Below are 11582 nucleotides of genomic sequence, written 5' to 3'. Positions count from 1 at the left end.
CCCCCTTGGTGTATTGCAATCGAAGATTCAAAAAACGATTATCTACAATTCAATTTTTATATTTTCCTTTTCTTTTTCAGATATTTCAAACATTTTAACCTCTTGAAAGCCAAATATTTTTGAAATAATATTGCTTGGAAACATTTGCACTTTATTATTCATATTTTTAACAACTGCATTGTAATATTTTCTTGCATTTGCAATGTCCTCTTCAATTTTTGTAAGTTGACTACTTAAATCTAAGAAGTTTTGATTTGCCTTTAAATCAGGATAATTTTCTGACAGTGCCATTAACTTCGATAATGCACCAGTTATTTGATCATTTGCAGCGATTTTTGCATCCTGTGACATCTTATCATATGCACCATTTCTTAATTCAACAATACTTTCTAACGTCTCTCTCTCGTGTTTTGCATATCCTTTGACTGTTTCAACAATATTTGGAATTAAATCCCATCTCTTTTTCAAATAGACATCCATTGTTGAAAATGCTTCTTTAACCGAATTATTGAGATTTACTAAACTATTATAAGATATAAATATATAAATAATTAATAAAGCTACTACACCAATCATAATATAAAGTTCCATTTTTTACCTCCTTATTTTATTCACTATTAACAGTATCAAACTATTATTTTAATATGTCAATATTTAATGGATTCTATCTACTGTTTATTAAAATATTTATTCAATGTTTCTATCGAAGCAGAATCATCTTTTTTTATTTATTTTATAATATATAACCTAAAATACTATTATTGGCTATAATAAGTCGTGCAACCACAAAAATAGGAGTATTCAAAAGCGAGCAAGCTCTCTTTTGAATACTCCTATTTTTGTGGTTGCACGACTTAATGCTTTGCAAGGTCATCCTTTGACACTTCCTAGGGTGATTCCGCTAACAATATTTTTCGATAGAATCAAATATACAATAATTACAGGAAATATAGAAATAGCAATTAGCATATATACTTGCCCCATATCAAATTTCAAGAAGTCAGCACTTCTTAACTGTGCAATTAAAATTGGCAATGTCTTTTTATTATCTTTGTTTAATAATAACGCTGGAATAAAGTAATTATTCCAAGCAAATACAAATGTAAAGATAGCCTGAACAGCAATCGCTGGTTTCATAATCGGGAGAACAATTTGATTGAAAATTCTGAATTCACGTGCTCCATCGATTCTAGCAGCTTCCACTAAATCCATAGGCAACGCACTTTGCATATATTGTTTCATAAAGAAAAATATAATAGGTGATGCAATCGTTGGAACTGTAAGTGGAATAAATGAATTCATAAGTCCCATATCCCCCATCAATTTAACAAACCCTAAAGCTGATACTTGTGTAGGTATCATCATAATTACCATAATAAATCCAAATGCAAATTTTTTAAATTTAAATTCGTAAGCATGAATTGCATATGCTGTCAATGTCGAAAAATATGTAGCTAGTATTGCAGAAACCGATGATACTATTACGCTGTTCATAAGACCACTTAATACTGGAAGATTTTTATTATTAAGAACACTATTTAAATTTACAAAAAACGATTTTCCTGGAATTATTGAAAAGCCTTTTTGAATATCTGGATGAGATCTAGTCGTATTAATGAATAAGATATAAAATGAAAACAAGCATAAAACAGACAAAAATACTAGTATAACATAACAAAATGCTCTTTGAATATTTAACTGTATTTTATCAGATCCTTTAGATTTTTTCATAATGATCCCCCCTTCTTTTTCTTCTTAACTTTTACTTTGTCAGAATCGTTTGTAATAAATTTAAATACAAATATACTTAATATACATGTAATTATGAATAAAATTACCGATACAGCTCCTGCCATACCATAGTTTTTACTGAACAAATGTTTATTTAGGTACATCATAGCCGTCATACTTGTTCTATTAGGATTACCTTCACCATTCGTTAAGATCTGTGGTACATCAAACATCTGTATTCCACCAATTAAAGAAGTAATTAATACATAAGCAAGTATTGGTTTTATTAGGGGCATTGTAATTCTTTTAAACGTCTGCCATGAATTAGCACCATCTATTCGCGCCGCTTCAAATAGACTTCCATCTATTCCCATTATTGCTGCCATTAAAATAATTGTTGTATTACCAAACCACATTAAGAAGTTCAAAAAAGCGATTAAGCCTCTCGTTCCAGCCACCTCTGAAAGGAAACGATATGAAGGTAATCCAAGGTATGTTAATAAATTATTAACAGGACCAGAATCAGAAAACATTGCGAAAAACAACATTGAAAATGCTGCAGCCATTATAAGATTTGGCATATAAATAATAGTTTTAAATGCTCCTGTTTTTAATCTAAGTTTTAAATCTGTAAACCAAGCTGCTAATAGCAATGAAAAGAAAATCTGAGGTATAAATCCCATAACCCATATAATTAATGTATTTTTTAAATACGTTAGCAGCTCACTATGTAAAAAAACAGCCTTATAATTATCAATTCCAATGAACTTAGGTCCTACTTTCATTAAACCAACCATATAGTTTTCGAAAAAGCTATTATAAAACGTGGATACCAATGGTATCAATGAAAATATTAGATATGTTACAAAAAAAGGAATTAGAAAAATATATCCCCATTTAGCATAGCTAACAAGTTTTGATTTCTTTTTCATCATATTTCTACCTCACTAATTTAATTGGAACACGATTTTACTCGTGTTCCAAAATTTTTATCATTAAGATAATAAACTATCTTTTTTAACTATTTTGAAAGATTTGGATATTTCTCTATTGCTGATTTGTAGAAGTTATCTAAAGCTGCACTAATTTCAACTTTACCATTAAAATAATCGTGGAATGCGTTTTGGAATGATTCATTCAAACCTTGATCATAAGGTGATATTTTGCTCATATCAATTTTAGGTGCTACTTCTGCGAATAATGCAATATGGTTCTGTCCGCCTAAGAAATCTGATTTGAAGCTACTTGCAGCGATTTCTTTCATAGCTGCAACATTATTTGTATAATCTTGAGTATCTGTAGTAATGCTCTTTAATGTAGCAGAATCACATGTCATTGTGTACATAATATCTTTGATTACAGGAAGATCATCAGTTCCTTTAGCTGCACAAATCCATGATCCACCCCAGTAATAGCTTTGAGGACCAGCACATACTGCATAGTCTCCAAAAATACCATTGCCAACTTCATTTTTTCCGCCTTCAGTAGTTGGAGTAGCTAATGAGTTACCAAGTAATGTGAAGTTGATTCCCCATGTTGAATAGAAGAAACCAAATACTTTACCTGTAGGTCCTTGATCTTTTGCCCAAGTTGCATCCCACAATGAAGTCTTGTTATTATAGCTCTTATCTGTATATGTCTTTGTCTGATCTACCCATTTCATAAGGTTAGCATCAACAACAATCTTATTGTTTTTATCTACCCAAGGAGCTGCTGTATTATTAGAAAATGTACGATATGAATCATCATATCCTGAAAGCATTTTGTATCCTAATTTAGCTGCTTTAACTGCTACTGCATCAAATGCTGTCCAGCCATTAAGTGCTGCTTGTACCTTAACTGGATCATCTGTTCCTAATACTTCTTTAGCAATTGAACGTCTGTATGCAAATAAACCAGGAGTTGCTTGCCATGTTACGCCTTTTTGAACGCCGCTAGTATTTGTTACAATATCTTTTGTATATTGATATTGATTAGATAAGTCTTCTTTTGAAAGACCAACCTCATTAACAACGTCTATTGAATAATCTGAATTAACATATTTCAATGCATAATCTGCTTCTACAAGAAAAAGATCTATCTTGTCATCAGCTGCTGCTGAGTCTTGTTTCAATAGTGCTGCATCTAATGCGTTTTGATATGCATTATTAGCACTAGGAGTTACTATGAAATTCACTTTCATATCAGCTGGTAATTTTCCGCTTTTTTTGAAATATTCGAATCTATCTTGAAATTCTGTATTCCAACAATAAATATTTAATACTTTACCTTGATTTTCAGGTGTTTGTTTTACAACAGCTGGTGCCTTAGTGCCACACCCTACTAATGACATCATTGCCATAATACATACTAATAATAAACTAACTAACTTCTTTTTCATTCTAAAATCCTCCTCTAAATTTAATTACAAATTAATTACATTGCTACCTTTCCTACTGACTCTCCAGGTAAAACTTCTCCTTGTACCATTACTCGTTTTGCAAAAGCATTTTTGGGTTTTTCTATTTCATTGATTAGTTCCCTTGCTGCAGTTCTCCCAATTATATCTGTATCCTGTTTTACTGTAGTAATTCTAGGATTCAACATTTGAGATAATTTAATTCCATCATACCCTGCTACTGAAATATCATCTGGAACATTCAGCCCTCTACTTCTTAATGCATTAATCCCTCCCGTTACAGATAAGTCATCCGGATAAATAATACATGTTGGAGGTTCTTTTAAATCCAACAGTTCATATGTAGCTTCTTCCGCTTTTTCCGAATCTAAATATAACGACGGTTTTACATACTCATCTCTTATTTCAACATCTAATTCTTCTAAGATGTTGTAGTATGCTGCAAGACGATCTCTTGTAACTGCTTTTTCTCTTTGTCCATGTATATAAGATATTCGACGATGCCCCATATTATACACATATTGAACGAGTTCTCTCATCCCCTTTACATTATCTGATACAACTGATGTACAATTATTAAAAATGTAATCAATTGTTACCGTTGGAATCACACCATCAATCAATTCCAATACTTCAGGCGTCTCAAAATCTGTACAAGCAATTATTACACCATCCAGATCTCTGTATTTACAATGTTCATAATATGTCATCTTGCTGTTATGAGTATTAATAAATGTTATATCATACCCCATACTTTCGGCTTCCACCCTCACGCCTTCAAGAACTGCCGAAAAATACTCATGAGTCAATCCACTATGGGCTTCGTCATTAAGCAAAACTCCAATATTATACGAACGATGTGTCTTAAGTGCTCTCGCTGCTGAGTTTGGATAGTACCCCATCTTGGCAGCCGCTTCCTTGATTTTCCTTTTGGTTTCTTCCCCGATATCTTTATGACCATTAAGTGCCTTGCTGACTGTTGCAATAGAAACATCGCAACATTTTGCAATATCTTTCATAGAAACCATAGTATTTCAATTCCTTCCTTGAGCATTGTGTTCTATTACTTAATCGTTTTCGTGACTAAAATATATCACATTCTAAGCATAAATGCAATGTATTTTACAATATTCTCTATATTTTACAATATAATCTCTATTTTTTTATGCAATTTGCACAATCTTTAATTATACTGTTGATTTTTTCAGAATGCTTTAATATACTAATACTGAATATGTGTATTATTATATTGTTTATAGCGCTTAAATTTAACTTAATCGTTTACTTAGATTCATTAATACATATTTCAACCTATTACATAACCGATTTGATTTATGTGAGATGTAAGTAACTGCACATAAGAAGATTCTTGTTTCAGCTTCGCAAAACTAATTATAAAAACTACTAAGTTCTTATAATCTAATTATATCAATAAGGAGAACAAACTATGAATTATGGCTATTTTGATGACGTCGAAAAAGAGTATGTAATTACTACTCCCAAAACACCGCTTCCTTGGATTAATTATCTTGGATGTGAAAATTTCTTTTCTTTAATTTCTAATACTGGAGGTGGCTACAGCTTTTACAAAGATGCAAAGCTTCTTAGATTAACGCGTTACCGTTATAACAATACTCCACTTGATAATAATGGTCGCTACTATTATATCAAAGAAAACGATACAATATGGAATCCTGGATGGCAACCAACTCAAACAGAGTTAGATAGTTATTCATGCCATCACGGTCTTGGATATACAAAAATGAGTGGACAGAAAAACAATCTTGATGCTTCTGTTACTGCTTTTGTTCCAATTGGTGACAACTGTGAAATCAACAAAGTTACCTTGAAAAACAATGGTACAGAGTCAAAGACATTTTCACTCTTTTCTTATGTGGAATTTTGCCTTTGGAATGCCGTAGATGATATGACTAATTTCCAGAGGAATTACAGTACTGGAGAAGTTGAGGTTGAAGACTCATGTATTTATCACAAGACTGAATACCGTGAAAGACGTAATCATTATGCTGTATATTCTGTAAATGCTCCTGTTACAGGATTTGATACTGATCGTGAATCATTTTTAGGGACTTATGGAAGTCCTGCTAAACCAGAGGCAATTATTAACGGAAGTTCCAAAGATTCAATTGCAAGTGGATGGTCTCCTATCGGTTCTTTCCATGTATCAATCACGTTAGAACCAGGCGAAGAAAAAACCTATATCTTCCTTCTTGGTTACATAGAAAACAAAGAAGAAGAAAAATGGGAATCTTTCGGTGTTATCAATAAAAAACCTGCCAGAGAATTACTTTCAAAGTATCAAACCGTTTCACAAGTTGATGATGCATTAGCTGCCTTAAGAACTCACTGGGATAGATTATTGTCTCGTTTCACTGTTGAAACAGCTGATGAAAAGCTATGTAGAATGGTTAATATATGGAATCAATACCAATGTATGGTTACTTTTAACATGTCTCGTTCTGCTTCTTATTACGAATCAGGTACTGGTCGTGGAATGGGATTTAGAGATTCATGTCAGGATTTATTAGGTTTCGTTCATTTGATTCCCGAATCCGCACGACAAAGGATTCTAGATATCGCAGCTACTCAGTTCGAAAATGGAAGCGCCTACCATCAGTATCAGCCTTTGACAAAAAAAGGAAACGCAGATATTGGAAGTGGCTTTAATGATGATCCATTGTGGCTTATCGCTGGAACTGCCGCTTATATCAAAGAAACTGGTGATTATGGAATTCTTGATGAAAGTGTCGCTTTCGATAATGATTTAAGTAAAGCGGAATCTCTCTTGGAGCATTTACGTCGTTCATTTAAATTCACTACTACGAATCGTGGTCCACATAATTTACCACTCATCGGAAGAGCTGATTGGAATGATTGTCTAAATCTTAACTGCTTTTCAAAAGTGCCTGATGAATCATTCCAGACCAGTGGTCCATCTGAAGGACCTGTTGCTGAGTCACTATTTATTGCTGGCATGTATGTCAAATACGGAAATGATTTTAACGCGATATTGAATCACCTTGGTCACATAGATGAAGCCAATACTGTCAACGCAAACGTAGCCGCTATGTATGATTCAGTATTAAAATCCGGATGGGATGGTGAATGGTTCCTTCGTGCATATGATGCAGCCAGTGAAAAAGTAGGCTCCAACGAATGTGAAGAAGGTAAAATATTTATCGAACCTCAAGGTTTCTGCGTTATGGCCGGCATTGGTGTTAAAGAAGGTCTTGCAGCAAAAGCACTTGTTTCTGTTGAAAAATATCTTGATACACAATATGGAATTGTACTTCTTCAACCAACCTACAGCAAATATTACTTAAATCTTGGTGAAATATCAACATATCCACCAGGGTACAAGGAAAACGGTGGTATTTTCTGCCATAACAATCCTTGGATTTCCATTGCAGAAACTGTATTAGGCCACGGTAACCGTGCATTTGATGTATATAAAAAGACATGTCCTGCCTATCTTGAAGATATTAGCGATATTCACAGAACAGAACCATATGTATATTCACAGATGATTGCAGGAATTGATGCGCCTCACCATGGTGAAGCAAAAAACAGTTGGCTTACCGGAACTGCTGCATGGACATTTACGAATGTATCACAGCATATTTTAGGAATTAGACCTGATTTCGCTGGACTGATGATTGATCCTTGTATTCCTTCAACTACAAAAAAATTAAAAATTACAAGAGTATTTAGAAATGCACAATATAATATTATAATCAAAAACCCGAATGGTGTTGAAAAAGGAATATCTGCCCTCTCTGTTGATGGAAAATTAATTGATGGAAATATCATCCCATTTGTTGAGGGTCAAAAATCTTATGATGTTGTTGCATTTATGGGAAACTAGGATTGTTTTTACTATATAGGAATCTCGATTCACGTTTTACTAATAGATATCTTGATTCATGAGGAGGCATATGCTTATGTCATTAAAATTTAATTTTCAATCTAATTTTGTCTGGGGTGTAGCTTCATCCGCTTATCAAATTGAAGGCGGATGGGATTGCGATGGAAAGGGTCCCTCTATCTGGGATGCCTTTTGCCATGAGAATTCTAATATTGCTAATGCACAAACGGGGGACATATCATGTAATCATTACGAGAATTATCTTAATGACATTAAGCTTATGCATTCTTTAGGGATTAACGCTTATCGTTTTTCAATTTCATGGCCTAGAGTTTTTCCTAACGGCGACAAAGTACTTAACTCAAAGGGTTTAGAATTTTATGATAAATTAGTAGATGCGCTAATTGAATATAATATTACTCCGTATATCACCTTATACCACTGGGATCTTCCTCAAGCATTAGAAGATCAGGGTGGATGGCAAAATCGTGATACAGCCGTCGCTTTTTCAGAATATGCAGCTTTTATTTGCAAACATTTTTCAACCCGCGTCAAAAATTATATTACTATTAATGAACCTCAAATTATCTTATTTCTTGGATATCATAACGGCATTCATGCTCCTGGACTAAAACTATCAATGGGGGCAACCCTAAACGTTATTCATAATCTAGCATTGGCTCATGGAATGGCAGTAAATGCAATGCGTTTAAGTGCAAATGCACCAGTACTGATTGGATTTTCAAGTACTGGAGAATTATGTTATCCTTATGAAAATCAAGATAGTAGTAGCACTAATTTCAAAAGTTCCACAAAGGAAGATATTGACACTGCTAGAAGTATGTCATTTACAGTGACGAAAGATAATTGGATGTTTTGTCATACCATCTTTTGCGATGCCGTATGCTTAGGGAAGTATCCTGATATCCTTGGAGAACCTGCATCCAAACTGATTTCTGCTTTTAAAGATGGTGATATGGAAATCATGCATCAGCCTATTGATTTTTTAGGCGTTAATATCTACAATGGGCACTGCGTTGATTCTAATGGATTTGTTCCAAGAGAACCTGGATTTCCTCGCACTGCGCTAAAATGGCCCATCACTCCTGAGGTAATGAACTGGGGAACCCGTTTTATATATGAACGTTATCAACTCCCTATATACATTACCGAAAATGGCTTATCCTGCCATGACAAAATATACCTTGATGGAAAAGTTCACGATCAAGAACGTATTGATTTTTTACAACGCTACCTTCTCGAATTAGAAAAATCATATTCAGCTGGCACAGACATAAGTGGCTATTTTCATTGGTCCTTTACTGATAATTTTGAGTGGCACAATGGATATGAAGACCGATTCGGACTTATATATATTGATTATCAAACCCAGGAACGTATACCAAAGGATTCAGCTCTATGGTATAAAAGTATAATTTAAACTTATTATACTTTTTTCGTTTCATTAATATCGCTTTCTCCTTTTTTTTATACAGTTTTTCTCCTCCATTATATAGCTCCATAGTAAATTGTCAGCCTGGCGATTTGCTATAGGGCTATATTTCATTTAAGGTTTTATTCAGTAATTTCAATTTGATTATTCTCACAATCTAAAACACAACTCTCATAATATCCATCTCCTGTGATTCTTGGACCACTCAAAATGGTATAACCATCATTTTTAAGTTTATTGGTCAGTTTATCAACTTTTGCTTTTGTTCCTAGACTAATGGCAAGATGAATATATCCAAGTCTCACATCTACACTGTTACCAACCTGCATTTCAGGTCTTGTCATAATCTCCAATCTTGTATCACTTCCTTCAAAGCTCAGGAAATAAGTTTCTAACCCAGTTTTCGAATTATGGTACTTTCCGTTTTCAATTGCACAGAAATATTTTTTGTAAAACTCTTTCACTTTCTCAATATCTTTCACATATAGAGCAATATGGCTTATTCTCATATTTTCCTACTTTCTGTGGCTTTACTACCACCATTATCTTCCTAAATCTATCTGATATTCATCATTAATATAATAATTAAGTTCACCAAATGTAATTGACTTTATTTTACTTGTTTCTGCATAATCTTGAATATATAAAGAATAGTATCCAGTATTTTCGTCATATTCGCAGGACCATCCCAGATTTTTTACTTTACCATCACTCAGTAAAAGCTTGCTAAAATTCTCTAGCTCTAAATTTTCCATATTGTAATCAAATTTTAATGTAAACTTCAAGCAATTTTCAAAATCTTTGTATTTTTCTACTTTAGATGCTTTTTCTACCTTGATAATATGCATTGTACTGTCAGAAAACTGCACCGATTCTTTGGATGCGTGATATGTTCCATCTTTAGCGATTGATATACCGATCTTTTGATTCTCCTTTTTTCCGACCCCGATTCTCGGAATATGAATAACGGCGTTTGCTTTCAAATCTTCCGTTAATTCTATACCTGACAAATCAAAAACCATCTTCTCCTCCCCCCTATCTAAATCAATCTTTTCACGATTAATCGTAGCATCTCCTATTGTAAGATATGGCGTATATTGCGAAAGCGAATATTTATTATATCCACCTATAGAATCAAATTTACTGTAATTCAGATCGTAAAGCGCTATTACAACACTGTTCTCTTCCCATTTTGGGATTGCCGTCATAGAAATATCATTTAACCTCTGTGTTGGTCCAATACCTTCCGCTTGTTCATAAACTTCATAATCCTGCAGGGAAAAATCGAACTTAATATCTTGAACAACAATTTGATATACATCTGTCAGATTCCAAGTAACGTCCTTTACATCAATCCACGTTTCACATTTGTTCCCTCCCGAAACACTTGACCAACTTTCATAAATTTTATCTCCGATTACTAATTTCATATCTGGATAAATATAATTCAACTTCACTTCATAATTTTCATTACCTTTAGTCTGCGAATCACCTTTCATATAATATAAACTGCCAATATCATCAACTTTCACAACGCCAACCCCCGGAATAAATGCGAATATTTTCTGGATAGATGCCTTTACGCCGCCAACATTTGTTGCAATCGTTATTGTTAAAATGAACATTAAAGCCACTCCAGCAATTGCAACCTTTCTGACAAAATTAAAATTCGTCATATGAAATCTTTTGTTTGATTTGACAATTATATTTTTTCCTAGTTTATTTTTTACAATTTCATTTTCTATTATTTGATTTTTTATTATTTCACTTTCTTGAATCGTTTTCTTTTCCATTTCGGTTAGCTTAATACGAATATTTTCTCTTAGCTTATCTGATGAATACTCTCTATCATCAAATGCCTCGTATAAACCATCCTCAATATTACTTTTCATATACATATCCCTCCTTGATAAGTATCTTTTTAACTAGTTCCCTTCCTTTATGAAAGGTTCATTATTTTGTAATATTTTTTTAATCATACCTTTCTTCATAACCAACATTTCTTTAATTATAAAAATCATAAAGTAGGGTAACCTATTTCTAGGCTACCCCCTTATCAAACCGCACGTGCCCTATTAAGGCATACGGCTTACCAATTGCAGTTTTATAAATTA

Annotated in this window: 9 protein-coding genes; 2 read left to right on the top strand and 7 right to left on the bottom strand. The window is 33.2% G+C overall.

Annotated features, from left to right (window positions below):
* Positions 1 to 42: 42 nt before the first annotated feature.
* From BMY18_RS14505 to BMY18_RS14485, 5 genes are all read right to left on the bottom strand, one after another.
* Positions 43 to 591 carry a LemA family protein gene (locus tag BMY18_RS14505; protein WP_092455325.1) on the bottom strand — a complete coding sequence of 183 codons (549 nt, stop codon included), beginning with the start codon at positions 589 to 591 and terminating at the stop codon, positions 43 to 45.
* A gap of 279 nt (positions 592 to 870) precedes the next feature.
* On the bottom strand, positions 871 to 1731 hold the full coding sequence (locus tag BMY18_RS14500; RefSeq protein WP_092455323.1) for a carbohydrate ABC transporter permease: 861 nt from the start codon (positions 1729 to 1731) through the stop codon (positions 871 to 873).
* The gene (locus BMY18_RS14495) at positions 1728 to 2666 is read right to left on the bottom strand and encodes a carbohydrate ABC transporter permease (protein ID WP_092455322.1); all 939 of its coding nucleotides are present in this window, start codon (positions 2664 to 2666) and stop codon (positions 1728 to 1730) included. Before BMY18_RS14495 ends, BMY18_RS14500 begins: the two co-directional genes overlap by 4 nt.
* Positions 2667 to 2752: 86 nt before the next feature.
* On the bottom strand, positions 2753 to 4111 hold the full coding sequence (locus tag BMY18_RS14490) for an ABC transporter substrate-binding protein (protein WP_092455320.1): 1359 nt from the start codon (positions 4109 to 4111) through the stop codon (positions 2753 to 2755).
* A 35-nt stretch (positions 4112 to 4146) separates the two neighbouring features.
* Complete coding sequence (locus BMY18_RS14485; RefSeq protein WP_092455318.1) at positions 4147 to 5157, bottom strand: LacI family DNA-binding transcriptional regulator; 1011 nt, start codon at positions 5155 to 5157, stop codon at positions 4147 to 4149.
* Positions 5158 to 5576: 419 nt separating this feature from the next.
* On the opposite strand from BMY18_RS14485, the gene BMY18_RS14480 reads away from it, so the two are divergent.
* Positions 5577 to 8015 carry a glycoside hydrolase family 94 protein gene (locus BMY18_RS14480; RefSeq protein ID WP_092455316.1) on the top strand — a complete coding sequence of 813 codons (2439 nt, stop codon included), beginning with the start codon at positions 5577 to 5579 and terminating at the stop codon, positions 8013 to 8015.
* Between the two features lie 76 nt (positions 8016 to 8091).
* Complete coding sequence (locus tag BMY18_RS14475) at positions 8092 to 9456, top strand: GH1 family beta-glucosidase (protein WP_092455314.1); 1365 nt, start codon at positions 8092 to 8094, stop codon at positions 9454 to 9456.
* A gap of 134 nt (positions 9457 to 9590) precedes the next feature.
* On the opposite strand, the gene BMY18_RS14470 is transcribed toward BMY18_RS14475, so the two are convergent.
* The gene (locus tag BMY18_RS14470) at positions 9591 to 9977 is read right to left on the bottom strand and encodes a VOC family protein (protein WP_092455313.1); all 387 of its coding nucleotides are present in this window, start codon (positions 9975 to 9977) and stop codon (positions 9591 to 9593) included.
* Between the two features lie 33 nt (positions 9978 to 10010).
* On the bottom strand, positions 10011 to 11360 hold the full coding sequence (locus BMY18_RS14465; protein ID WP_092455311.1) for a hypothetical protein: 1350 nt from the start codon (positions 11358 to 11360) through the stop codon (positions 10011 to 10013).
* Between the last annotated feature and the right edge of the window lie 222 nt (positions 11361 to 11582).

The sequence above is a fragment of the [Clostridium] fimetarium genome (assembly GCF_900111235.1).
GTDB lineage: Bacteria > Bacillota > Clostridia > Lachnospirales > Lachnospiraceae > Clostridium_N > Clostridium_N fimetarium.
Note: the sequence above shows the minus strand (reverse complement) of the source record. Positions and strands in the feature narration are given on the sequence as shown.

Coding starts and splice junctions, on each gene's coding strand:
- BMY18_RS14505 (WP_092455325.1), bottom strand. CDS start 591: ATGGAACTTTATATTATGATTGGTGTAGTAGCTTTATTAATTATTTAT.
- BMY18_RS14500 (WP_092455323.1), bottom strand. CDS start 1,731: ATGAAAAAATCTAAAGGATCTGATAAAATACAGTTAAATATTCAAAGA.
- BMY18_RS14495 (WP_092455322.1), bottom strand. CDS start 2,666: ATGATGAAAAAGAAATCAAAACTTGTTAGCTATGCTAAATGGGGATAT.
- BMY18_RS14490 (WP_092455320.1), bottom strand. CDS start 4,111: ATGAAAAAGAAGTTAGTTAGTTTATTATTAGTATGTATTATGGCAATG.
- BMY18_RS14485 (WP_092455318.1), bottom strand. CDS start 5,157: ATGGTTTCTATGAAAGATATTGCAAAATGTTGCGATGTTTCTATTGCA.
- BMY18_RS14480 (WP_092455316.1), top strand. CDS start 5,577: ATGAATTATGGCTATTTTGATGACGTCGAAAAAGAGTATGTAATTACT.
- BMY18_RS14475 (WP_092455314.1), top strand. CDS start 8,092: ATGTCATTAAAATTTAATTTTCAATCTAATTTTGTCTGGGGTGTAGCT.
- BMY18_RS14470 (WP_092455313.1), bottom strand. CDS start 9,977: ATGAGAATAAGCCATATTGCTCTATATGTGAAAGATATTGAGAAAGTG.
- BMY18_RS14465 (WP_092455311.1), bottom strand. CDS start 11,360: ATGAAAAGTAATATTGAGGATGGTTTATACGAGGCATTTGATGATAGA.